Source organism: Salmonella sp. WC3 (assembly GCF_042932255.1).
Classification (GTDB): Bacteria; Pseudomonadota; Gammaproteobacteria; order Enterobacterales; family Enterobacteriaceae; genus Salmonella; species Salmonella enterica.
The window spans coordinates 2431829-2454676 of record NZ_CP170629.1; the positions used below are offsets into that span (position 1 = coordinate 2431829).

20 protein-coding genes and 2 pseudogenes are annotated in these 22848 nt (G+C 52.3%); 8 read left to right on the forward strand and 14 right to left on the reverse strand.

The window, feature by feature from the left end:
- Positions 1 to 8: 8 nt before the first annotated feature.
- From osmX to ACFK9X_RS11760, 8 genes and pseudogenes are all read right to left on the reverse strand, one after another.
- Positions 9 to 869 carry an osmoprotectant ABC transporter substrate-binding protein OsmX gene (gene osmX / locus ACFK9X_RS11725; protein WP_151116508.1) on the reverse strand — a complete coding sequence of 287 codons (861 nt, stop codon included), beginning with the start codon at positions 867 to 869 and terminating at the stop codon, positions 9 to 11.
- A gap of 28 nt (positions 870 to 897) precedes the next feature.
- A complete protein-coding gene (gene osmY, locus ACFK9X_RS11730) occupies positions 898 to 1608 on the reverse strand; it encodes an osmoprotectant ABC transporter permease OsmY (RefSeq protein WP_151116510.1) in 711 nt (236 codons plus the stop codon).
- Between the two features lie 304 nt (positions 1609 to 1912).
- A complete protein-coding gene (gene dmsD, locus ACFK9X_RS11735) occupies positions 1913 to 2527 on the reverse strand; it encodes a Tat proofreading chaperone DmsD (RefSeq protein WP_000206565.1) in 615 nt (204 codons plus the stop codon).
- A gap of 42 nt (positions 2528 to 2569) precedes the next feature.
- Complete coding sequence (locus tag ACFK9X_RS11740; protein WP_151116512.1) at positions 2570 to 3418, reverse strand: dimethyl sulfoxide reductase anchor subunit family protein; 849 nt, start codon at positions 3416 to 3418, stop codon at positions 2570 to 2572.
- A 1-nt stretch (position 3419) separates the two neighbouring features.
- A complete protein-coding gene (dmsB, locus tag ACFK9X_RS11745) occupies positions 3420 to 4037 on the reverse strand; it encodes a dimethylsulfoxide reductase iron-sulfur subunit DmsB (RefSeq protein WP_000213064.1) in 618 nt (205 codons plus the stop codon).
- A gap of 10 nt (positions 4038 to 4047) precedes the next feature.
- On the reverse strand, positions 4048 to 6483 hold the full coding sequence (gene ynfF / locus ACFK9X_RS11750) for a selenate/tellurate reductase subunit YnfF (protein ID WP_151116514.1): 2436 nt from the start codon (positions 6481 to 6483) through the stop codon (positions 4048 to 4050).
- Between the two features lie 98 nt (positions 6484 to 6581).
- A pseudogene (ynfE, locus tag ACFK9X_RS11755) lies at positions 6582 to 9020 on the reverse strand (selenate/tellurate reductase subunit YnfE).
- 156 nt (positions 9021 to 9176) lie between these two features.
- The gene (locus ACFK9X_RS11760) at positions 9177 to 9485 is read right to left on the reverse strand and encodes a DUF1161 domain-containing protein (RefSeq protein ID WP_000975516.1); all 309 of its coding nucleotides are present in this window, start codon (positions 9483 to 9485) and stop codon (positions 9177 to 9179) included.
- 103 nt (positions 9486 to 9588) lie between these two features.
- Here ACFK9X_RS11760 and ACFK9X_RS11765 point away from each other — a divergent pair, with 103 nt between their 5' ends.
- Positions 9589 to 10299 carry a YnfC family lipoprotein gene (locus ACFK9X_RS11765; RefSeq protein WP_011264284.1) on the forward strand — a complete coding sequence of 237 codons (711 nt, stop codon included), beginning with the start codon at positions 9589 to 9591 and terminating at the stop codon, positions 10297 to 10299.
- Between the two features lie 40 nt (positions 10300 to 10339).
- On the opposite strand, the gene speG is transcribed toward ACFK9X_RS11765, so the two are convergent.
- Both speG and ACFK9X_RS11775 read right to left on the reverse strand, forming a co-directional pair.
- Positions 10340 to 10900: a spermidine N1-acetyltransferase gene (gene speG / locus ACFK9X_RS11770; RefSeq protein ID WP_000199997.1), complete on the reverse strand. Its 561-nt coding sequence runs from the start codon at positions 10898 to 10900 to the stop codon at positions 10340 to 10342.
- Between the two features lie 35 nt (positions 10901 to 10935).
- On the reverse strand, positions 10936 to 11277 hold the full coding sequence (locus ACFK9X_RS11775) for a DUF1283 family protein (protein ID WP_001066440.1): 342 nt from the start codon (positions 11275 to 11277) through the stop codon (positions 10936 to 10938).
- Positions 11278 to 11428: 151 nt separating this feature from the next.
- Here ACFK9X_RS11775 and ACFK9X_RS11780 point away from each other — a divergent pair, with 151 nt between their 5' ends.
- From ACFK9X_RS11780 to ACFK9X_RS11800, 5 genes and pseudogenes are all read left to right on the forward strand, one after another.
- Positions 11429 to 11755: a YnfA family protein gene (locus tag ACFK9X_RS11780; protein WP_000921389.1), complete on the forward strand. Its 327-nt coding sequence runs from the start codon at positions 11429 to 11431 to the stop codon at positions 11753 to 11755.
- Between the two features lie 121 nt (positions 11756 to 11876).
- A pseudogene (gene rspA, locus ACFK9X_RS11785) lies at positions 11877 to 13087 on the forward strand (starvation-sensing protein RspA).
- Between the two features lie 10 nt (positions 13088 to 13097).
- Positions 13098 to 14117, forward strand: a complete 1020-nt coding sequence (locus ACFK9X_RS11790; RefSeq protein ID WP_151116516.1) for a Zn-dependent oxidoreductase — start codon at positions 13098 to 13100, stop codon at positions 14115 to 14117.
- A 53-nt stretch (positions 14118 to 14170) separates the two neighbouring features.
- Positions 14171 to 15550, forward strand: a complete 1380-nt coding sequence (locus ACFK9X_RS11795; RefSeq protein ID WP_151116518.1) for an MFS transporter — start codon at positions 14171 to 14173, stop codon at positions 15548 to 15550.
- A gap of 143 nt (positions 15551 to 15693) precedes the next feature.
- The gene (locus ACFK9X_RS11800) at positions 15694 to 17160 is read left to right on the forward strand and encodes a mannitol dehydrogenase family protein (protein WP_151116520.1); all 1467 of its coding nucleotides are present in this window, start codon (positions 15694 to 15696) and stop codon (positions 17158 to 17160) included.
- Between the two features lie 66 nt (positions 17161 to 17226).
- Here ACFK9X_RS11800 and ydfZ read toward each other — a convergent pair whose 3' ends face one another.
- The 3 genes from ydfZ to ydfG form a co-directional block, all read right to left on the reverse strand.
- Positions 17227 to 17430 carry a putative selenium delivery protein YdfZ gene (ydfZ, locus tag ACFK9X_RS11805; protein ID WP_000989267.1) on the reverse strand — a complete coding sequence of 68 codons (204 nt, stop codon included), beginning with the start codon at positions 17428 to 17430 and terminating at the stop codon, positions 17227 to 17229.
- Positions 17431 to 17610: 180 nt separating this feature from the next.
- Positions 17611 to 18297 (reverse strand): GntR family transcriptional regulator, encoded by a 687-nt coding sequence (locus tag ACFK9X_RS11810; protein ID WP_000215563.1) that lies wholly within the window; start codon positions 18295 to 18297, stop codon positions 17611 to 17613.
- A 129-nt stretch (positions 18298 to 18426) separates the two neighbouring features.
- The gene (gene ydfG / locus ACFK9X_RS11815; protein WP_052938869.1) at positions 18427 to 19173 is read right to left on the reverse strand and encodes a bifunctional NADP-dependent 3-hydroxy acid dehydrogenase/3-hydroxypropionate dehydrogenase YdfG; all 747 of its coding nucleotides are present in this window, start codon (positions 19171 to 19173) and stop codon (positions 18427 to 18429) included.
- 138 nt (positions 19174 to 19311) lie between these two features.
- On the opposite strand from ydfG, the gene dcp reads away from it, so the two are divergent.
- Together dcp and ACFK9X_RS11825 are read left to right on the forward strand one after the other, a co-directional pair.
- Positions 19312 to 21354 (forward strand): peptidyl-dipeptidase Dcp, encoded by a 2043-nt coding sequence (gene dcp, locus ACFK9X_RS11820; RefSeq protein WP_151116522.1) that lies wholly within the window; start codon positions 19312 to 19314, stop codon positions 21352 to 21354.
- 344 nt (positions 21355 to 21698) lie between these two features.
- Complete coding sequence (locus ACFK9X_RS11825; protein ID WP_000807642.1) at positions 21699 to 21881, forward strand: general stress protein; 183 nt, start codon at positions 21699 to 21701, stop codon at positions 21879 to 21881.
- Between the two features lie 103 nt (positions 21882 to 21984).
- On the opposite strand, the gene ACFK9X_RS11830 is transcribed toward ACFK9X_RS11825, so the two are convergent.
- Positions 21985 to 22512 (reverse strand): 2-oxo-tetronate isomerase, encoded by a 528-nt coding sequence (locus ACFK9X_RS11830; protein ID WP_001235356.1) that lies wholly within the window; start codon positions 22510 to 22512, stop codon positions 21985 to 21987.
- Between the last annotated feature and the right edge of the window lie 336 nt (positions 22513 to 22848).

Sequence of the window (22848 nt, forward strand, 5' to 3'; positions counted from 1 at the left end):
GGCGCTCCTTACAGCAGACCTTTGTCCTGTAAAAATTGATGGGTTACCTGTTGCGGCGTGCGATGCTCGATATCGACCTGGGCGTTTAGGGTCGATATCACATCGTTATTGAGCAGGCCGGAAAGGGTGTTTAAGGCGTCATCAAGGCCAGGATTGGCTTCCAGCACTTCTTTACGCACCACCGGCGTGACAGCGTAACTTGGAAAGAAGCCTTTATCATCTTCCAACACTTTCAGATCAAACCCTTTCACCCGTCCGTCGGCGTTATAGACCAGCCCTGGGTCCATCTGTCGTATTTGCGGGCGATCGAGCTGCATCTGGTAGGCTTGCTGAAGGGGCTTCATCCCGTCGCTGCGCCCGGCAAATTCCAGATCGAGGCCGAGCATCCAGTTGTGGTCAGGATCGTTCTGCCGGACCTGTTCGATTTTTGCCACCATTTGCGAGATGGTGGTGATATTTTCCGACTCGGCGCGTTTGCGCTGCATCGCGAACGCGTAAGTATTGTTCATGTCAGCCGGTTTGAGCCATACCAGGCCCAGCTTCGCATCCAGGCGTTTTACCGTGTCGTAGGTTTCCTGTGGACTCATGCGCTTATCGATACGGTTGAAAATAATCAGCGATGTACCGGTGTATTCCCAAGTAATATCAATTTGTTTATTCACCATCGCATTACGTGAAATCACCGCGGCGATATTGGTTTGCGGCTGAACCTGAAAGCCTTTCTTCTGCAAATACTGAACGGTCATAGCGGAAAGAATATGCTGCTCGGTAAAGCTTTTGGTGGCGAGAACCAGCGGCGCGGCCTGCGTCTGGCTACTGAACAACAGCGTTGCGGCAAGCCATCCCAACAGGTGTTTTTTGAATCTCATTTAACGCTCCTTATTGTTATTTATGCGTTCAGACGGTATGAGGGCTAAGGCGTCGCCCAAACCAGGCAAGCAGAGTGTCAAGAATCAGCGCGAATAACGCCGTGGCCGTTGCGCCGAGGATCAACGTCGGAAAATCGTTGAGATAAATTCCCGGGAAAATCAGCTCGCCGTAGCTGCTGGCGCCAATCAGAAAGGCCAGCGGCGCGGTGCCGGCATTGATGGCGGTCGCGATGCGAATACCGGACAGCATCACTGGCCACGCATTAGGTAGCTCTACCTGACGAAGCCGCTGCCATTTTGTCATCCCAATCCCGTTCGCCGCTTCAATCAGTGAGGCGGGAACGGAACAGAGGCCCGCATAGGTATTGCGGACGATAGGCAGAAGAGAAGCCAGAAATAGCGCGACAATGGCGGGCGTATCGCCGATCCCGATAATCACCATCGCTAAGGCCAGGACGGCCAGTGGCGGCAAGGTATTACCAACATTAAAGAGTTGCATGACATATTCAGCAAATCCTTTTGCCGCAGGACGGCTGAGTAAAATCCCGCTCGGGATACCGACCAGTAAAGCAAAAAACATGGACGTAAAGACCAGCATCAAATGCCGTTGTCCGAGATACAGCAGATCGACCTGACGCGCTTTCAGCGTCTCCAGACCGATTCCCCAGATAAACAGCGCCAGTAACAGCAAAATGACGATAGTGAACCCAAGTACGCGTTTTAGGGTGAGGGTGTGCATTGCGGTGTGTCTCCCTGTTTGCATGTGTTATGGCGACGTTAAGAGTCGCGTGTTGTTATGCCATGTTCCGGCAGGGTACTTTGAGCTATAGCAACAGGTTGGGAAGGATTCCAGCGGAGCGTGATGTTTAACACTGTTAAACATCTATTAACAATTATGTTTTGCCCTTATGCGGCTTAGCGTGAACATTCACGATAAAGAATTATCTTAAAAATAGAAGCGTAGTGTGACGTTGTCACTTTTTGTAGATAAAAATAGGCCGCAATGGGAGAAAAGGCAGGTAAAATCCTGCCTTTTGTGGGGATTAACGGAATAACGGTTTTACAGCGACGGGAATAATAAGTTGAGCTTGCCATTGCGCCAGCGTCAGACGCGCCAGTTGCCCCAACGCCTGATAAAACGGATGCCCGGCATGATCGATAAATACGTCCAGAAAGCGGGACGACCACGGAAACAGATGCCAGGCCAGGAGTTGTTCGCATTCATGATGACGATCATTCTCGGCAAGCCAGGCCGCCAGCAGCAACAGCGACCCAAAATGATCTTCTGGCTCGTTTTGTTGCATTTCAAACTGAATTCCGTTTTCGCGCATCCACTGACGTAGCGCCAGCGTAGAATCGCCAAATAATACGCTCTCACGATCCAGCCAGACGGAACCCCACGGCGGAGACGGCAGAGCGTAAGGGCCGATAAACAGACGCTGCCAGGCCTGTGGCAACGACTCTTCGCTGTGGGTCTTAAACATAGCCGCCACAGGCGCAAGCGCCTCGGCATCAAGCGGCCACTGCGCCTGCCAGTCGTCGGTTAATAGCGCCTGAACCAGAGGAGCGGTTTCGTGGCTTTCCGGCGAATAATAAAACAACGCGCCAAGAACACGCGCCGTTACTGCAAAATCATCACGTTGTAAAAAAGTGGTCATTCAAACAATCCCGAAAGGTGCGGGTCGCCCTGCACGCATAAATTAACCTGCGACGGCCATACCTACGGTCATATGCAGGCCATAAAAAAGTCCGCGGCCAATAATTTCGCCTGCCAGCACCAGCACGACACTGAGCAGCAAACCAACGGTATGCGGTTCGCGGCGACGGATTAGCGGACATAGCCAGCAGCCTAATCCGGCAGCAAGCAAGACAATGCGCCAGACCTGTAGCATACCGTAATCCGGCGCGAGATGGCTGGCCTGTTGCACGGAACTGTGAATGGTTGAGAGAGACAGTCCCTGTAGTACGATGACCGCCACGCACACCACCAATGCCAGGCCGCTAATACTGGCAAACGTCACGCTGCAAAATGGGACGCGCGCGATGCGTAGCAGTAGCGCCGCAAACACCGGGCCGCACAGGAATGCCGTGAGGAAAAAGGCCAGCGTGGTGTAGCCATTATACCAGGTTGGCACGGTATAAACGAGCGTCATTGCCCAGATGAATGCAATGCCGAGCGCCATACTGACCAGCAGCCACACTTTACCCAGCGCCGGGGGCATTTTACCGAGTACCGCCACCAGCCACCAGATGCCGCCTACGGCAAAGAACACCGATCCTGCGGCGATTTCATTACTCAGTGCGGAAGCGCCTACGCGGTTAAGCGAGTTAAACGCGCGCATCGGCGAGCCGAGATGCATAATCGACGCGAGGAATCCCAGTCCCATCACCAGCCACAGAAAAAACATGCTGCGCACGATGCGCTGACGGGCGATGGTATCGTCTTTTGCCGTCAGCCAGCCCAGTCCGCTAACGATTAACGCGCCGACCACGCACTGACCAAAGACCGTGAAGATCATCAACGGCCATTCATGCCATCCACTTCCCATCTTATACCTCCTTCGGATTGGCCAGATAACCGGTAGTGTCCCCGGTCGGGCGGCTGTTGGCGTTGGGTTTAATCACAATATTCGGCTTCGTGAAATGCGCGCGCGGCAGCGGCGCGACGGCAGCCAGCTCACCGTGTTTTTTACGCAGCTCGTCTATCGGGCCGAAATCCAGCGCCCGCAGCGGGCAGGATTCCACGCAGATAGGCTTTTTGCCGTCGGCGACGCGATCATAACAGCCATCGCACTTGGTCATATGACCTTTGGCGGCGTTGTACTGCGGCGCGCCGTACGGGCAGGCCATGTGGCAGTAGCGGCAGCCGATACAGACCTCTTCGTTCACCACCACAAAACCGTCATCGCGCTTGTGCATCGCGCCGCTCGGGCAGACTTTGGTACAGGCCGGGTCTTCGCAGTGGTTACAGGAGATGGAGAGATAGTAGGCAAAGACGTTCTGGTGCCAGACGCCGTTATCTTCCTGCCAGTCGCCGCCTGCATACTCATAAATGCGGCGGAAGCTGACATCCGGGGTCAAATCTTTGTAGTCCTTGCAGGCCAGTTCGCAGGTTTTGCAACCGGTGCAACGGCTGGAATCAATAAAAAATCCATACTGGGTTGTTATCGGTTACTCCTTACGCCTTTTCAACCTGAACAAGATTACTGTGTGACGGATTACCTTTCGCCAGTGGGGAAGGCCGGTGCGACGTCAGAATGTTAATGGAGCCGCCGCGATCGACTTTGTCGCCAAACATGTCGGCATTTAACCAGGCGCCCTGGCCGATAGCGGTGACGCCAGGCAATATGCGCGGCGTGACTTTTGCCGGAATGAGCATCTCTCCGTTCTGGTTAAAGACCCGCACGGTGTCGCCGTGCTGAATGCCGCGCGCTTGCGCATCAATCGGGTTGATCCAGATCTCCTGCGGACATGCCTGTTGCAGGACGTCGATATTGCCGTAGCTGGAGTGGGTACGCGCTTTATAGTGGAAGCCGGTTAGCTGTAGCGGGTAGCGCTGACGAAGCGGATCGTCCCAACCGTCAAAGCCTGGCGTATAGGCGGGTAAAGGATGGATAATCTCATCTTTCTTCAGCTCCCACGTGTTGGCGAGGGTTGCCAGACGCTCGGAATAGATTTCGATTTTACCGGACGGCGTTTTCAGTGGGTTGGCGGCAGGGTCTTCGCGGAAGGCGCGGAAAGCGACGTAGTGCTCCTCCGGGCATTTTTTCTTGAAAATTCCTGTCTGTTTCATCTCTTCGTAATCCGGCATTTCCGGGTTACGTGCTTTGGTTTTTGCGTGCAGGTATTTGACCCACTCATGCTGCGTGCGGCCTTCTGTGAAGGTCTGGTATACGTCCGGACCAAGCCGTTTAGCCACTTCACTGAGCGTCCAGTAAATGGGCTTTCTTTCAAATTTCGGCGAGGTGGCGGGCTGACCAAGAATGACATAGCCCATATTGCCTGCGGATTCGTGGGAAATCAGATCTTCCTGCTCGGTCGGCATTAAATCAGGCAGCAGAATGTCGCAATATTTTGCCGACGCGGTCATAAAGTGCTCGATACCGGCGATCATTTCACATTTACTGTCGTCCTGAAGCACCTCGTGGGTGTGGGCGATATCGCCATGCTGATTGATCAGCGTATTACTGGCGTAGCACCACAAAAATTTGATCGGCACGTCGAGCTTGTCTTTTCCCCGCACGCCGTCGCGTGTGGCGGTCATTTCCGCGCCATGATCGATAGCGTCGGTCCAGGTAAAGACCGAAATCTGGGTTTTTACCGGGTTCTCCAGCATAGAAAACCATTCGACGCCCAGATCCCAGGTGCCTTCGCGCACGCCGGAATTACCGCCATTTATGCCGACGTTACCGGTGAGTACAGACAGCATGGCGATTGCGCGTGCGGTCTGCTCCCCGTTAGAGTGGCGTTGCGGTCCCCAGCCCTGGCAAATGTAAGCCGGTTTCGCCGAGCCGATTTCCCGCGCCAGTTGAATGATTTTTTCCGCCGGAATACTGGTAATCTGCGCGGCCCATTGCGGCGTTTTAGCAATACCGTCGTCGCCCTGACCCAAAATATAGGCTTTATAGTGCGCGTTACGCGGGGCCGAGGCGGGCAGAGTGGTTTCGTCGTAGCCGATGCAGTATTTATCCAGAAACGGTTTATCAATAAGATCTTCGGTAATCAGCACCCAGGCGATTGCCGCCGCCAGCGCGCCATCGGTACCCGGGCGAATCGGCAGCCACTCGTCTTCGCGGCCGGCAGCAGTGTCGTTATAACGCGGGTCAATGACGATCATCCGGGCGTTGGAGCGTTCGCGCGCCTGTTCGACATAGTATGTCACGCCGCCGCCGCTCATACGTGTTTCCGCGGGGTTATTGCCAAACATCACCACCAGTTTTGTATTGGCGATATCATCCGGACTATTGCCGTCGTTGCCGCCGAACATATATCTCATGGCCGCGCTGATTTGGGCGGTGCTGTAGCTACCGTAACGGCTGAGATAGCCGCCGCAGGCGTTCATCAGGCGATACGGTACGTTAGAATTGGTAATATTGCCGCCGTCCACGCCGGTACCGTAAAGGACATGTACCGCTTCGTTGCCGTAATCCTTGAGGATACGTTTCAGGTTATCGCCGATGGTATCCAACGCTTCATCCCAACTGATACGTTCGAATTTGCCTTCTCCTCGTTTACCAACGCGTTTCATCGGATATTTCAGGCGATCGGGATGATTCATCCGGCGACGAATAGAACGACCGCGCAGGCAGGCGCGTACCTGATGGTTGCCATATTCATCGTTGCCCGTGGTATCTGATTCAACCCAATATACGGTGTCATCTTTTACGTGCAGGCGCAGCAGGCAGCGGCTGCCGCAGTTAACGGTACATGAACTCCAGACCGCTTTTTCTGCCACATTGCCGGATGCGAGGTCTGCTGCGGCGTGGGCGATGCGGGAGAACGGAAGGGTGAAAGCGCTACTGGCAAGCGCAAGGCTACCGATAGCAGAGGTTTTCACCAGGCTTCGTCGGCTGATACTGGCCGCCATTAATGCCTCAGGGTTGGTGATTTTCATAACAGCTCACTATGCTCATCCAAAAAAGAGTTTTAAATGTCGTTGTGTTCGCAAAACGGGGAGCTCCGGGCGCGTAAAAACGTCCCGGAGCAGGCGGCTTAGATTTTTTCGATTTCCACCAGATTTGTATGTTGAGGATTCCCTTTTGCCAGGGGGGAAGGACGCAGCGTCGTGAGCGTATTGATGCAGGCGCCGTGGTCAATTTTATCGCCAGCCATATCCGCATTATGCCATGCGCCCTGACCCATCGCGCTGACGCCCGGCAGAATACGCGGCGTGACTTTGGCGGGTAGACGCACCTCTCCACGATCGTTAAAGACGCGAACCTTATCGCCATTCGCGATACCGCGTTTTTGCGCATCGAGCGGATTTATCCACACCTCCTGGCGACAGGCGGCCTGCAGAACATCAATATTGCCGTAGCTTGAATGGGTACGGGATTTATAGTGAAAGCCAAACAGCTGTAGCGGGAAGGTGCTCCGCTTCGGATCGTCCCATCCTTCAAAAGTAGGGGTATAAATCGGCAGTGGGCTTATCACGTCGCCTTCCGCCAGCTCCTAGGTACTGGCGATGTGAGCGAGTTTGCTTGAGTAGATTTCGATTTTACCGGACGGCGTTTTTAACGGATTGGCCTGCGGATCTTCACGAAATTTTTTATAGGCGACAAAGTGGCCGTTGGGATCTTTGCGTTTATAGATGCCCATTTTTTTCAGATCGTCATACGCGGGCAATGCCGGATCTCTTGCCTGCATTTTGGCGTACAGATATTGCAGCCATTGCGCCTGTGTACGGCCTTCGGTAAACCGCTGATACACATCGTCGCCGAGGCGTCTGGCGATTTCGCTGAGTACCCAGTAGATGGGCTTGCGCTCGAACTTAGGCGTCGTCGCCGGTTGGATAAAAATCAGATATCCCATATTGCCGGCGTAATCATTGGGGATGATATCCTCCTGTTCGACGGTCATGAGATCCGGCAGTAAAATATCAGCGTACTTCGCGGAAGAGGTCATAAAGTTGTCGATGACCACAATCATTTCGCATTTCGCTTCATCCTGAAGAATTTCATGGGTTTTATTAATATCCGAATGCTGATTAATCAGGGTGTTGCCAGCGTAGTTCCATAGAAATTTGATCGGGACATCCAGCTTATCTTTGCCGCGTACGCCGTCGCGCAGGGCGGTCATTTCCGGGCCGCGCGCAATGGCGTCCGTCCAGCTAAAGCAGGAGATGGCGGTTTTAACGGGATTCTCCAGGACCGGCAGACGTTCAATGGTAATGGTGTAAGTGGATTCGCGTGCGCCGCTATTACCGCCATGAATGCCGACGTTGCCGGTCAGAATCGGTAACATGGCGATGGCGCGAGCGGTTTGTTCGCCGTTCGCCTGACGCTGCGGGCCCCAACCCTGACAGATGTAGGCCGGCTTGACGCTGCCTATCTCGCGCGCCAGTTTGATAATCCGATCGGCGGGGATGCTGGTAATATGCGATGCCCACTGCGGCGTTTTGGCGATACCGTCCTCGCCCTGGCCCAAAATATAAGCCTTATAATGGCCATTGGGGGGCGCGTCAGCCGGAAGGGTCTTTTCATCGTAGCCGATGCAATAGTTATCGAGAAAAGGCTGGTCAACGAGATTTTCGTTAATCAATACCCAGGCAATTCCCGCCACCAGCGCGGCATCGGTGCCGGGGCGAATCGGTATCCACTCGTCTTCACGTCCGGCAGCGGTATCGGTATAGCGCGGATCTATTACGATCATGCGCGCATTTGAGCGTTCACGCGCTTGCTCCAGAAACCAGGTAATGCCGCCGCCGCTCATGCGTGTTTCAGCCGGATTATTGCCGAACATGACCACCAGTTTACTGTTTTCGATATCAGATGTGCTGTTGCCGTCGTTGGAACCATAGGTGTAGGGCATGGCGCAAGAAATTTGCGCGGTACTGTATGAGCCGTATTGATTCAACGAACCGCCGTAGCAGTTCATCAAACGCTTCACCGGCGAGGCGGCAGGCGACGAGCGGGTTATGTTGCCGCCTACGATGCCGGATGAGTAGTGGATATAAACGGCTTCATTGCCGTAGGTCTCTACGGTCTTTTTCAGGCTGGCGCTAATGGTGTCCAGTGCTTCCTGCCAGCTAATGCGTTCAAATTTGCCTTCGCCGCGGCGGCCAACGCGTTTCATGGGATAGTTAAGGCGATCCGGATGGTTAATACGCCGACGGATTGAACGGCCCCGCAGGCAGGCGCGAACCTGATGATTGCCGTAGACATCGTCGCCAGTGTTATCAGTTTCAACCCACCAGACTTCATTATCTTTTACATGCAGACGCAGGGCGCAGCGACTGCCGCAGTTGACCGAACAGGCGCCCCAGACGATTTTATCTTCTTCGTTGCGCATAGCCTGCTGCACCGCCGCGGCCGCGGTACGCATCCCAAACGGTAAAGATACGCCTCCGGCAGCCAGCGCCAGTGAGCCAAGCGCCGCTGATTTCACTAACGTCCTGCGGCTAACGCCTGTTTGTTGCTTTTCTCCGGGCATCACTCACTCCATTGTCGTTATTATTTCGCTATATATTGATAACTATAACGAAATTATTAACATGCTAATGATGTAATGAGTTTACCCCTTTGGGAGTAAGGATTATTAATCCATGTCAAAGAGCGTTACCCTCCGGACCCGGAGGGCAGGAGGAGGTTATTGCGGTTCGGCGGATGAACCGTCCTGAGCGGGAGAGGTATTGGCTGGCGCATTGCCGCTGCTGGTGCGGGTATAAAGAATTTTATGCGTGTCGTTCGCGCAATGGCCCACCACCTGTGAGTCCGGCTGATCGGCCTGGTCGTTAGGAACGATAGTGAGCGTAAAATTATCCGCCGGCACGCCGTTATTGATGATACGTTGTTCAATATCGCTTTTTACTCTCTCGCACGATCCCGGTGCCGCCATCACCAGCGAGGGGGCGCTAACTAACGCCAGAGCGGCTATTGCAGTTGCGATTTTCATCATGAACTCCTGTGATTAATGACGATGTTCTAAGCTTAGCATTTTTCGTGTAAATAACTGTATTTGCTAATATGATGATAAATATCTTTTCATCCTGGTGACACGTGTGAAGAAACCTCTTTTACTGACGTTATTGTGCATGATACTGGCAGGTTGTGATAACCCGAAATCCCTTGAGTCTTTTACGCCGGAAATGGCCAGTTTTTCGAACGAATTTGATTTTGATCCATTACGTGGTCCGGTAAAGGATTTCAGCCAGACATTGATGAGTGAGAATGGCGAAGTGGCGAAGCAGGTCACCGGTACGCTTTCACAAGAAGGCTGTTTTGATACGCTTGAGTTACACGATCTGGAGAATAATACGGAGCTGGCGCTCGTGCTGGATGCCAATTATTACCGGGATGCTCAGACGCTGGAAAAAAAGGTGCAGTTACAGGGGAAGTGCCAGCTGGCGGCGTTGCCTTCGGCGGGCGTGACCTGGGAAACGGACGACAACGGTTTTGTGGTATCGGCGACGGGCAAAGAGATGAAAGTCGAGTATCGCTATGATAGCGAAGGCTATCCGCTAGGTAAGACAACCATAAACTCGCAGAATACGCTCTCTGTGACGGCAAAACCCTCCGCAGACCCGCGTAAAAAGCTGGATTACACGGCAGTCAGCCGGGTGGATGATCGACAGGTCGGCAACGTCACACAGAGCTGCGAATATGATGCGTACGCGAACCCTGTTGACTGCCGGCTTGTTATCGTCGATGAGAGCGTTAAGCCGGCAGTGTCCCACCATTACACCATTAAAAATCGTATCGATTACTACTAAACCGGGCGCGGTGCGACTCTCCGTGACTGCCGCGCCACGTTTACTGCGCGGTGGGTTTCAGGAGCGTAGAACCGGACGTTTTATGTTCATCCAGATACTGCTGCTGGAAGATACACATGCGGATGGTGTTACGGTATTCGCCGTTAATGAAGAACTCATGAATCAGCTCGCCTTCTACTCTAAACCCGAGTTTACGGTAGATGTGAATCGCTTTTTCATTCTCTTTATCGACGATCAAATACAATTTATAGAGATTGAGTACGGTAAATCCGTAATCCATCGCCAGTTTGGCCGCGCGTGACGCCAGGCCTTTTCCCTGGTACTCCGGCGAGATAATAATCTGAAATTCCGCCCGCCGATGCACATGGTTAATTTCCACCAGTTCTACCAGCCCGGCGTTTTCACCATCGCATTCGACGACAAAGCGCCGTTCGCTTTGGTCGTGGATGTGTTTGTCGTAGAGATCCGACAGTTCGACAAAAGCCTCATACGGCTCTTCAAACCAGTAACGCATAACGCTGGCATTATTATCAAGCTGGTGGACAAATCGTAAATCTTCACGCTCAAGCGGGCGCAGTCTGACCTTGTAGTCACTTGTCATACTGTATCCTTACACTTCCTTTTAGTTATCCTGCATTAGGGCGTAATAACGCGACCTGTACGACGATCCAGACACCGCAGCGTATTGGGCTCCCAATAGGCGTTGATGTTGGCGCTTTGCTCGCATTTATCGCGGTTATCAAAGGCGGCATCGGCTTTGTCCCACTCTTTTTCTGCGCGGGTATTCACTTTCTGGCGCAGACTGCGAGTGTCGTTCCATTGTTCCTTTTCCATCGCCGCTTCCTGACGACTTTGTGCGCTATCTCCCGATTCAATCACCAGTTTACTGGTTTCAGCGAATGCGGAAGTAGTATATACAACGGCCGCCAACGTAAGCATTGCCGTCAGGCACAGGCGTTTGCTCAGCGTATTGTTCATCACAACATCCTTTCATTAGAGGGGAAAAGCGGTAAACCACCTGTAAATTCTACACCAATCCTTATGCCTGGCATATACACAAGAATGGCCGGATAACCGTAACGATATTCTGTTGTATTATCACTTATCATTTCGTAACCAAATGAATCTCATGCTAAAGACGACTCTGCTTTTCTTTGTCACCGCCCTCTGTGAAATCATTGGATGTTTTCTTCCCTGGCTATGGCTTAAGCGCGGCGCCAGCGTGTGGTGGCTTCTGCCCGCCGCCGCGTCACTCGCGTTATTCGTCTGGCTTTTGACCTTGCATCCGGCGGCGAGTGGGCGGGTTTATGCGGCTTACGGTGGGGTATATGTCTGTACTGCGCTCCTGTGGTTACGTGTTGTCGATGGCGTCCGGCTCACGGTTTATGACTGGTGCGGCGCGCTGATCGCGCTGTGTGGAATGCTGATTATCGTCGTCGGATGGGGACGTACGTAACATTGCCGCGCGACCAGAACATTTTGTGATCTGGCAGCGCTTTTTACATAAATATACTTGTATGGTAGTAGCTCGGTTGGGTAAATTTCCTGCATCCCATAATGCGATGTAAGGAATAAAAATGAAGATTGTAGGGGCTGAAGTTTTTGTTACGTGTCCAGGGCGTAACTTCGTCACCTTAAAGATAACCACGGAAGACGGGATCACCGGTCTGGGGGATGCCACCCTGAACGGGAGCTCCCGGTGGCCTCGTACCTTACCGATCACCTGTGCCCACAGCTCATCGGGCGGGATGCTCGCCGCATCGAAGATATTTGGCAGTTCTTCTACAAAGGCGCGTACTGGCGCCGTGGCCCTGTCACCATGTCCGCCATTTCCGCGGTTGATATGGCGCTATGGGATATTAAAGCCAAAGCCGCCAATATGCCGTTGTATCAGTTACTCGGCGGCGCTTCGCGTGAAGGCGTCATGGTGTATTGCCATACCACAGGCCACACCATCGACGATGTGCTGGAAGACTACGCGCGTCATAAAGAGCAAGGGTTCAAAGCAATCCGCGTGCAGTGCGGCGTTCCGGGGATGAAAACCACCTACGGCATGGCGAAAGGCAAGGGGCTGGCCTATGAGCCCGCGACAAAAGGCCAGTGGCCGGAAGAACAATTGTGGTCAACGGAAAAGTATCTCGATTTTACGCCAAAGCTGTTTGACGCCGTGCGTAATACGTTCGGGTTTAATGAACATCTTCTGCACGATATGCATCACCGACTGACGCCTATTGAGGCTGCCCGCTTTGGCAAAAGTATTGAAGACTATCGTTTGTTCTGGATGGAAGACCCGACGCCGGCTGAAAATCAGGCGTGCTTCCGCCTCATCCGCCAGCATACGGTCACGCCGATTGCCGTAGGCGAAGTCTTTAACAGTATCTGGGATTGCAAACAGCTCATTGAAGAGCAATTGATTGACTATATCCGCACCACGCTTACCCATGCCGGTGGTATTACCGGGATGCGCCGCATTGCTGATTTTGCCTCGCTCTACCAGGTGCGTACCGGTTCGCATGGGCCGTCCGATCTGTCGCCGGTTTGTATGGCCGCTGCATTACATTTCGACCTGTGGGTGCCTAACTTTGGTGTGCAGGAGTTTATGGGCTACTCCGAACAGATGCTGGAGGTTTTCCCGCATAACTGGACGTTCGAGGGCGGCTATATGCATCCGGGCGACAAGCCAGGACTGGGCATTGAGTTCGATGAAAAACTGGCGGCGAAATATCCGTACGATCCAGCCTATTTGCCGGTGGCCCGCCTGGAAGACGGCACACTGTGGAACTGGTAAGGAGCGAAAAATGAAAAGCATCGTAATCGAAAAACCGAATACATTAACTATCGAAACGCGCACGCTTCCGCAGCCTGCGCCGGGCGAAGTTCGCATTAAAGTGAAACTGGCGGGTATCTGCGGTTCCGACAGTCATATTTATCGGGGACATAATCCCTTTGCAAAATATCCCCGTGTCATAGGCCATGAATTTTTCGGTGTCATCGACGCGGTAGGCGACAACGTCAATCACGACCGGATAGGAGAACGGGTATCCGTCGATCCGGTGATCAGTTGCGGGCATTGTTACCCTTGTTCAGTCGGTAAACCCAATGTGTGTACCTCGCTGGTGGTGCTGGGCGTGCATCGTGACGGCGGTTTCAGCGAGTATGCGGTGGCGCCGGCCCGTAATGCTCATCGCATACCGGACAACATCGCAGATCATCATGCCGTCATGGTTGAGCCGTTTACCATTGCGGCAAATGTGACGGGACAAGTGAATCCGACCGAGCAGGACGTGGCGCTTATCTATGGCGCAGGCCCGATGGGACTGACGACCGTACAGGCGCTGAAGGGGGTTTATCAGGTTAAAACGGTCATAGTCGTTGATCGCATTGAAGAGCGTTTAGCGATGGCGAAGCAGAGCGGCGCTGACTGGACCCTCAATAATGGTCAACATTCACTGGCGGAATTTCTACAGCAGAAGGCGCTAAAGCCGACCTTGATTGTCGATGCCGCCTGTCACCCCGCTATCCTGCAAGAGGCGATTACACTTGCATCGTCTGCGGCACGCATTGTCCTGATGGGATTTTCCAGCGACCCGTGTGAGATTGTACAGCAGGGTATTACCGGAAAAGAGCTGGCTATTTATTCATCGCGTCTTAATGCCAATAAATTCCCGGTCGTGATTGACTGGCTGAATAAAGGGCTTATTGATCCGGATAAGCTGATAACGCATACATTTGATTATCAACATGTCACCGACGCGATTGAGCTTTTCGAGAAAGACCAGCGTCAATGCTGCAAAGTCTTACTCACGTTTGCGAAATAATATAAATAATTGCGAGTAAGTGGTACGCATCTTACCTCTTAGAGATTGCCTATATGACACAAATAAAGCATGAACGATCGACTCAGGATTTAGTGCGCGCTGCCGTATCTGGCTGGTTAGGCACCGCGCTTGAATTTATGGATTTTCAGTTATATTCACTAGGCGCGGCTCTGGTCTTCCATGAGATATTTTTCCCGGAACAGTCTGCCGCGATGGCGCTTATTCTGGCAATGGGCACCTATGGTGCAGGTTATATAGCCAGAATTATCGGCGCCTTTGTTTTTGGTAAAATGGGCAACCGCATCGGACGAAAAAAAGTATTGTTTATTACTATCACCATGATGGGGATCTGCACCACGCTGATTGGCGTACTGCCGACGTATGCGCAAATCGGCATTTTTGCGCCAGTATTACTGGTGACATTGCGAATTATACAGGGGCTGGGCGCCGGGGCGGAAATTTCCGGCGCGGGTACTATGCTGGCCGAGTATGCGCCGAAAGGAAAGCGTGGTATCATTTCCTCGCTGGTCGCGATGGGCACCAACTGCGGTACGTTGAGCGCGACGGCGATCTGGGCGGTGATGTTCTTTGCGCTTGAACGCGAACAACTGATCGCCTGGGGATGGCGTATTCCTTTCCTGGCGAGCGTCGTTGTTATGATATTCGCGATCTGGCTGCGAATGAATCTGAAAGAAAGTCCGGTATTCGAAAAAGTAAGCGAAGGCGAAAAATCGCCAGCGTTAACGCCTGCGTCAGAAAATACATTGGGCGCGATGTTTACCAGCAAATCTTTCTGGCTGGCTACCGGTTTACGTTTTGGGCAGGCGGGCAATTCCGGGCTTATTCAAACCTTCCTTGCCGGATATTTAGTTCAGACGTTATTATTTAACAAATCTATCCCAACCGATGCGTTAATGATAAGTTCCGTAATTGGTTTTATCACTATCCCACTCTTGGGGTGGTTGTCCGATAAATACGGTCGTCGGCTGCCGTATATAATATTGAATATCTCCGCGATTATTCTCGCCTGGCCGATGCTGTCTATTGTGGTAGATAAAACGTATAGCCCTGGCGTAATTATGGCTGCGCTCATTGTTATTCATAACTTTGCCGTGCTGGGATTATTTGCGCTGGAAAACATCACCATGGCGGAAATTTTCGGATCGCGTAATCGCTTCACCCGGATGGCGATTTCAAAAGAGGCAGGGGGGCTGGTGGCGGTCGGTTTTGGCCCCGTCCTCGCAGGGATCTTTTGTAACATGACCGATTCCTGGCTGCCCATCTTAATTATGCTGGTGCTCTACTCGTGTATTGGTCTGATTTCTGCGCTGTTGATGCCGGAGGTCAGAGATCGCGATCTGAGTTTGCCTGAGGATGCGGCGGAAGCGACAGCGGCAGAGAAGTTACGCCACTCCGCAACCCAGACGAGTTAAATCGTGTCGGCGGTATGGCCGGAACGCTAATGCGGTTTCGGCCATGCTGCCCGGTCACTTTTGTTTAATTAGCGTAAATCCAAATGTACCAGGGCAGGCGTTACTCTGCGACTGTTCCGCTTTCAGAATATAGAGGTTATAAAATGCAAAACAGGCTTTTATCGGCAAAGGCGACGCTTCCTGATTACGATCGCGCGGCGCTGGTGGCGCGGATGGTCCATCTCGGTTTTGGCGCGTTTCATCGCGCGCATCAGGGGGTTTATACAGATATTCTGGCTGCGGAGCAGCATAGCGACTGGGGCTATTATGAGGTTAATCTTATTGGCGGCGAACAGCAGATTGCCGATCTAAAGCAGCAGGATAACCTCTATACCGTGGCGGAGATGTCGGCGGAAGCTTGGACGGCGCGTGTGGTGGGCGTCGTCAAAGCGGCGTTGCATGTTCAGGTTGATGGTCTGGAACGTGTGCTGGCGGCGATGTGCGAACCGCAAATAGCGATTGTGTCTCTGACCATTACCGAGAAAGGGTATTGTCATTCGCCAGCCACGGGCCAACTTCTGCTGGAACATCCCATGATTGCCGCCGACCTGCAAAATCCGCATCAACCGCTAACGGCACCGGGTATTATTGTCGAAGCGTTAGCGCGTCGTAAAGCCGCAGGCTTACCGGCATTTACCGTGATGTCCTGCGACAACATGCCGGAAAATGGGCATGTGACGCGTCAGGTTGTGACGGCTTACGCCCGGGAGGTGGATGCGGATCTGGCGATATGGATCGAGCAAAACGTGACATTTCCGTCAACGATGGTTGATCGGATTGTCCCTGCGGTCACGCCGGAGACGCTGGATAAAATCGAACAACTGACCGGCGTGCGCAATCCGGCGGGCGTCGTCTGCGAACCGTTTCGTCAGTGGGTGATAGAAGATACGTTTGTGGCGGGTCGTCCGCTGTGGGAAAACGCGGGCGCGACGTTGGTCGCCGACGTGGTTCCGTTTGAAGAGATGAAACTGCGAATGCTTAACGGCAGTCATTCATTCCTAGCTTATCTGGGGTATCTTGCCGGCTATCAGCATATTAATGACTGCATGGCTGACGACAACTATCGTCTGACCGCGCAGGCGTTAATGTTACGCGAGCAGGCGCCCACGCTGAAAGTCCAGGGGGTAGATTTACAGCGTTATGCCGATCAGTTGATTGCGCGTTACCGTAATCCGGCGCTGCGTCATCGTACCTGGCAGATTGCGATGGATGGCAGCCAGAAACTTCCGCAGCGTATGCTGGACTCCGTTCGCTGGCATCTTGCTAATCATAGCGATTTTGATTTGCTGGCGCTGGGCGTGGCGGGGTGGATGCGTTACGTTGGCGGCGTGGATGAGCAGGGTAAGGCGATCGACGTCAGCGATCCGCTATTGCCGGTTATTCAGCGCGCCGTGGCAAACAGTGAAGAAGGCGCCAGTCGTGTTAAGGCGCTGCTGGGAATGGCTGAAATTTTCGGCAACGATTTGCCACAGGCGGCGCGGTTTACGCAAAAAGTGCAAGAAGCCTATGACAGTTTACTGACATATGGCGCGAAAGCGAGCGTGGCGAAATATGCCGAGCGCTTGAAATAGCGTAACAGAGACCCGGTAGCATTATGCTACCGGGAAGGCCGGAACGGTTCCTGGCGGCCTGTGGTATCAGTTCATGCCAAGACGAATCAATTCGACCGGCGCGAATTTACCTTCACAACCTTCGACAATCACCGTTTTGCCGCGGCGAATTTGACCTGCATCCAGACCTTCGCTCTCAATGGCTTTGATAATCCCGGTATGGCCCGTGCCGCTTATCATGACCCGGCTACCGGTAGTGATTGCGTTACGGTTACGATCGTATGTCATCATGGTGTTTTCTCCTTTCAAACTTACTGCCAAAGCCCGCAGGTTTCCCCGCATGACGGGCGACATATAAATACGCTTATCGTTGCGAATTTTTTTTGTTTTTGATCAAGCTCACGGCTTTTTAGGCGGGAATGTGCAGGGTGAGAAAGCGGAGAAGGCGTCTCACCCCGACGTTAAAGGGGGTTACTCTTCGCTAAACCAGCCGCTGTTTTCCTGACGGATAAGCTGAACGGATTCGCTAATTTCCTGCAAATGCTGGGTCATTGCGCTCTCAACCGCATTGCCGTCACGATTTTCCAGCGCGGAGAAAATATCATGGTGCTGGCGCAACAACATCTCCGGCGGAGAAACATGATCCAGACTCATATAGCGAACCCGGTCGATTGTCGCTTTGATATTTTCAATGGTATCCCACGCTAACTGGCAATCGGCGATCTGCGCCAGTTTTTGGTGGAAATCGTCATCAAGCTGGAAAAAATCATCAATCTGTTTGCGCTCGATGGCAATATGTTGCAGGTGCAGGTTTTGCGCCAGTTGATAGCACTGGTTGTCGGTGATCATCGCCGCCGCACGGCGGACCACCGCGCATTCGATCGCCTGCCGTACAAAACAGCCATTCTGTACCTGAGAAAGCGAAATCTTATTCACATAACTACCGCGCTGAGGGCGGATCTGAATCAACCCATTTTCCGCCAGCTTTATAAAAGCCTCGCGCACCGGTTGACGCGAAACGTTAAAACGGGTTGAGACCTCTTTTTCTGATAGCGGCGTGCCAGGCGGGATAAGACAATGCACGATATCACGCCGAAGAATACGGTAAATTTGCTGGTTGACAGGCTGTGTAGGGTTAAGCTGCGTTTCGACGGTCATTCATTCTTACTTTTTAGGCGGTTGACCCGGATACTCTACCACTTTTCCGTGGTGGTCTATACCGATCATGTTTCTGGTTGCAGATACGTTTGCCAGGGATTACCCGGCCCGCAGACCGGGTATAACCCCTTAGCTACGGTGGACGCTGAGCCCTGCGAAAGATTGGGTAACAGGCATCATTTCAACGGTATTAATATTCACATGCGCGGGGAGTGTGGCCACCCACCATACCGCTTCGGTAATGTCTTCTGGCGTGAGCGCGGTGGTATTTTCGTAAGTTTTACCCGCTTTCTCATCGTCGCCTTTGAAACGGACGCTGGAAAACTCGGTACCGCCAACCAGACCCGGTTCAATGTCGGTCACGCGAACCGCCGTGCCGTGTAAATCCGTGCGCAAATTCAGGCTAAACTGGCGCACAAAGGCTTTCGTCGCGCCATAGACGTTGCCACCAGCATAAGGCCAACTGCCGGCGGTTGAACCGATGTTAATGATATGACCGCGATTACGTTCGACCATTCTTGGCAGCACGGCGCGGGTCATATAAATTAAGCCTTTATTATTAGTATCGATCATAGTTTCCCAGTCTTCTACGCTGGCTTTATGCGCCGGTTCAAGACCCAGCGCCAGACCGGCGTTATTGACCAGCACATCAATATCGCGCCACTGCGCAGGCAGAGAGGCCATCATCTCTTCGATGGCCGCGCGGTTGCGCACGTCCAGTTGGGCGGTCAATACGTTCTCGCCAAGCTCATCTTTTAACGCTTGCAGGCGTTCATGACGACGTCCCGTGGCAATGACTTTATGTCCATTCTCAACAAAACGGCGTGCAATGCACTCGCCAAACCCTGCGGTTGCTCCAGTTACTAAAACGATCATCACACAGTTCCTCAACGCTTTTTGTGTTGTATTACCATAGCACGCGGCGTTTATGAAAGGGTAATCCTGGTTAACACGGTTGCGGTCAGCATAGGGGGAAGCTTACTCTTATGATCAACCTATTTTCAGGAGTGAAAAATGTCGACGAATCCTTTGTTAGACCAGAGTATGTTGCCTTATCAGGCACCGCGTTTTGATCGGATCAAAGATTGCCATTATCGTCCTGCTTTTGATGAGGGCGTGCGGCAAAAACGCGTGGAAATCGAGGCCATCGTCAATCATCCGGCGGCCCCTGACTTTACGAATACGCTTCTGGCGCTGGAGCAAAGCGGGGCGCTTCTGTCACGCGTCACCAGCGTTTTTTTCGCGATGACGGCTGCGCACACTAACGATGAACTCCAGCGGTTGGATGAGGCCTTTTCTGCCGAGCAGGCGGCGCTCTCCAACGATATTTATCTGAATAGCGCGTTATTCGCTCGCGTGGATGCCGTCTGGCAACAGCGTCACTCACTGGGGCTGGATGATGAGTCGCTACGGTTGGTCGATGTTATCCATCAGCGTTTTGTGTTGGCAGGCGCGCAGCTTGCCGAAGAGGATAAAGCGCGACTGAAAGTATTGAATACTGAATCCGCGACCTTAATGAGTCAGTTTAATCAGCGTCTGCTGGCGGCAAGTAAAGCGGGCGGGCTGGCGGTAGATGACGCGCATTGTCTGGAAGGATTAAGCCCGGAAGAAATGACCGTCGCTGCTGAAGCGGCGCGTGAAAAAGGCCTGGAGGAGCGCTGGTTCATTCCGCTCCTTAATACGACGCAACAGCCTGCGCTTGCTACGCTGCGCGATCGCCAGACTCGCGAAAATTTATTCGCAGCGTCATGGACTCGGGCGGAAAAAGGAGATGCCCACGATACCCGCGCTATCGTTCAGCGTCTGGTAGAGATTCGTCGCTGTCAGGCAAAACTGCTGGGTTTCCCCAATTATGCCGCATGGAAAATGGCCGATCAGATGGCGAAAACGCCGCAAGCCGCACTGAGCTTTATGCGTGGCATTGTGCCGCCAGCGCGTCAGCGTGTACTCAATGAACAGGCGGAAATTCAGAACGTCATTGATGGTGAGCAGGGCGGCTACACCGTTCAGGCCTGGGACTGGATGTTCTATGCCGAACAGGTACGGCGGGAAAAATATGCGTTAGATGAAGCGCAACTGAAGCCCTATTTTGCCTTAAATACGGTGTTGCAAGAGGGGGTTTTCTGGACCGCCAACCAGCTATTCGGCATCACCTTCGTCGAGCGTTTTGACATTCCGGTGTATCACCCTGATGTTCGGGTGTGGGAGATTTTCGACTCCGATGGTGTCGGCATGGCGTTATTTTATGGCGACTTCTTCGCGCGGGACTCGAAAAGCGGCGGCGCGTGGATGGGGAATTTTGTCGAGCAATCCACACTCAATGAAACCCGGCCCGTTATATACAATGTATGTAACTATCAGAAACCGGTTGATGGGCAGCCTGCATTACTGCTTTGGGACGACGTTATTACGCTCTTCCATGAGTTTGGTCATACGTTACATGGTTTGTTCGCCGTCCAGCGCTATGCCACGCTTTCAGGTACCAATACGCCCCGCGACTTTGTCGAGTTTCCCTCCCAGATTAATGAGCATTGGGCGAGCCATCCACGCGTGTTCGAACGCTACGCGCGTCATGTCGACAGCGGTGAAAAAATGCCTGCTGATTTACAGGAAAGAATGCGCAAGGCGAGTTTATTTAATAAAGGTTACGATATGACTGAATTGCTCGGCGCCGCATTGCTGGATATGCGCTGGCATATGCTGGAGGAGAGCGTAGCAGAGCAGTCTGTCGCTGAGTTCGAGCAGCAGGCGCTGGCCGCCGAGCATCTTGATTTACCGGCAGTGCCGCCCCGCTATCGTAGCAGTTATTTTGCCCATATCTTCGGCGGCGGCTACGCAGCGGGATACTACGCCTACCTGTGGACGCAAATGTTAGCGGATGACGGTTATCAATGGTTTGTAGAGCAGGGAGGCCTGACGCGTGAAAATGGGCAGCGTTTTCGTGATGCTATCCTTTCCCGGGGGAATAGTACTGATTTAGAAACGCTTTATTCAGACTGGCGTGGACATGAACCGCATATTGACCCCATGTTGAAATATCGTGGGCTCGATCGCTAAGCTGATACGGTTGTTCGGCACTGTCGAACAACCGCCTGAAAATGAATCCTGCACTTCTGATGACAGCCAGTTAAATTTATGGGGTTAAATTGTCTGAATATAACAAGGGCGTGTATTCGGATTTTTCTACTTATTTTCCCGTGGTGGCTTGATTGCCAAAGATTTATTACCGCTTCGCTGTTGATGTTTTCAAAAAATATATTTTCCGCCATGTATCGGCGTTATGTAAATAATGCAGAAATGAATTTGACACTGCGCACAGGGCGACTAGATTTAGAACTGTATCACATGATATGAGAAGACATATCATATTTAAAACGCAACATCATCATGAGGATTATATTATGGCAGAACATCGCGGCGGTTCCGGTAATTTTGCAGAAGATAAAGAGAAAGCCTCAGAAGCAGGTCGTAAAGGCGGCCAGCATAGCGGTGGGAACTTTAAAAACGACCCACAACGTGCATCTGAAGCGGGTAAAAAAGGTGGCCAGAATAGCCACAGTGGCGGACGGAAATCCGGCAATTAATTTTACTCCTGATATTTCGTAAATATATTCTGAAATATTGCACATACGATGCGGGCCATAGGCTCGCATTTTTTTCTTCTGACCGGTCAGATGAAATTATTGTTTATGCTTTCTTCATTAACAGAAAAAGCAATTCAGCGAGGGCGAAGCGTACGCATTTTTCTAATACTTCCTGACAATCTCCGTTGAAATGTTGTCGGCTTGTAAAAGTTGTATTGTTAATATTCCAGGCAAACCAAACGGTGCCCGCCGGCGTGCCATCTTCGCCGCCTTCCGGACCGCCATAGCCGCTGATCGCTATGCTGATATTGACCTCAGCCTGATCCTTAGCGCCCTGTGCCATTTCAGTAACAACCGCTTCGCTGACGGCGGTATGTTCGGCAAGACTGTGGCGTTGTACGCGTAAGATTTTTGCTTTGGCTTCATCAGTAAAGGTGACATACCCCACACCGTAAAATGAGGGCGTATCTTCTGCTGCGCACAATGCTGAAGCCAGTTTCCCGCCAGTGCAGGATTCTGCAGTGGTCAGACGGAGTTTCTGGTTAACCAGTAAATCACCAAGTTTTTTTGTCAGGCTATCGACGGATTCGGCTTCATCAAGGGTGACAATATCGTGCTGTTCTAATCTCATCGTTTATTTTTCCGTTACAGAGACAAATGAAATCTGTTCGTTCTTCTCAAGTATGGCATATTTATTTTATGACATTGTCAGTGAATGATTATTTTATCCAGTTACCAACAAACCCGCTGTTGCATAACTTGCTTACTTTCCTGCGGCGATGACAGTCATTGATTATGCGTAAGGCCATTATCCTCAAAAAATAAAGCCGATTATTCTGAATTGCTGTCCAGACGTTGATGCATATGACTTCAGCTATGTGGCAAGTTCTCTATTACGCCGTTACGCTTTCGCGCTCACCGGCGCTGATATCGGTTGCATATTAATCCGGATGGGTTGATTTTATTG

Excerpts from the sequence above, each read along its gene's own strand:
- osmX (WP_151116508.1), bottom strand. The coding sequence starts at position 869 with ATGAGATTCAAAAAACACCTGTTGGGATGGCTTGCCGCAACGCTGTTG.
- osmY (WP_151116510.1), bottom strand. The coding sequence starts at position 1,608 with ATGCACACCCTCACCCTAAAACGCGTACTTGGGTTCACTATCGTCATT.
- dmsD (WP_000206565.1), bottom strand. The coding sequence starts at position 2,527 with ATGACCACTTTTTTACAACGTGATGATTTTGCAGTAACGGCGCGTGTT.
- ACFK9X_RS11740 (WP_151116512.1), bottom strand. The coding sequence starts at position 3,418 with ATGGGAAGTGGATGGCATGAATGGCCGTTGATGATCTTCACGGTCTTT.
- ynfF (WP_151116514.1), bottom strand. The coding sequence starts at position 6,483 with ATGAAAATCACCAACCCTGAGGCATTAATGGCGGCCAGTATCAGCCGA.
- ACFK9X_RS11760 (WP_000975516.1), bottom strand. The coding sequence starts at position 9,485 with ATGATGAAAATCGCAACTGCAATAGCCGCTCTGGCGTTAGTTAGCGCC.
- speG (WP_000199997.1), bottom strand. The coding sequence starts at position 10,900 with ATGACAAGTGACTACAAGGTCAGACTGCGCCCGCTTGAGCGTGAAGAT.
- ACFK9X_RS11775 (WP_001066440.1), bottom strand. The coding sequence starts at position 11,277 with ATGAACAATACGCTGAGCAAACGCCTGTGCCTGACGGCAATGCTTACG.
- ACFK9X_RS11780 (WP_000921389.1), top strand. The coding sequence starts at position 11,429 with ATGCTAAAGACGACTCTGCTTTTCTTTGTCACCGCCCTCTGTGAAATC.
- ACFK9X_RS11790 (WP_151116516.1), top strand. The coding sequence starts at position 13,098 with ATGAAAAGCATCGTAATCGAAAAACCGAATACATTAACTATCGAAACG.
- ACFK9X_RS11795 (WP_151116518.1), top strand. The coding sequence starts at position 14,171 with ATGACACAAATAAAGCATGAACGATCGACTCAGGATTTAGTGCGCGCT.
- ACFK9X_RS11800 (WP_151116520.1), top strand. The coding sequence starts at position 15,694 with ATGCAAAACAGGCTTTTATCGGCAAAGGCGACGCTTCCTGATTACGAT.
- ydfZ (WP_000989267.1), bottom strand. The coding sequence starts at position 17,430 with ATGATGACATACGATCGTAACCGTAACGCAATCACTACCGGTAGCCGG.
- ACFK9X_RS11810 (WP_000215563.1), bottom strand. The coding sequence starts at position 18,297 with ATGACCGTCGAAACGCAGCTTAACCCTACACAGCCTGTCAACCAGCAA.
- ydfG (WP_052938869.1), bottom strand. The coding sequence starts at position 19,173 with ATGATCGTTTTAGTAACTGGAGCAACCGCAGGGTTTGGCGAGTGCATT.
- dcp (WP_151116522.1), top strand. The coding sequence starts at position 19,312 with ATGTCGACGAATCCTTTGTTAGACCAGAGTATGTTGCCTTATCAGGCA.
- ACFK9X_RS11825 (WP_000807642.1), top strand. The coding sequence starts at position 21,699 with ATGGCAGAACATCGCGGCGGTTCCGGTAATTTTGCAGAAGATAAAGAG.
- ACFK9X_RS11830 (WP_001235356.1), bottom strand. The coding sequence starts at position 22,512 with ATGAGATTAGAACAGCACGATATTGTCACCCTTGATGAAGCCGAATCC.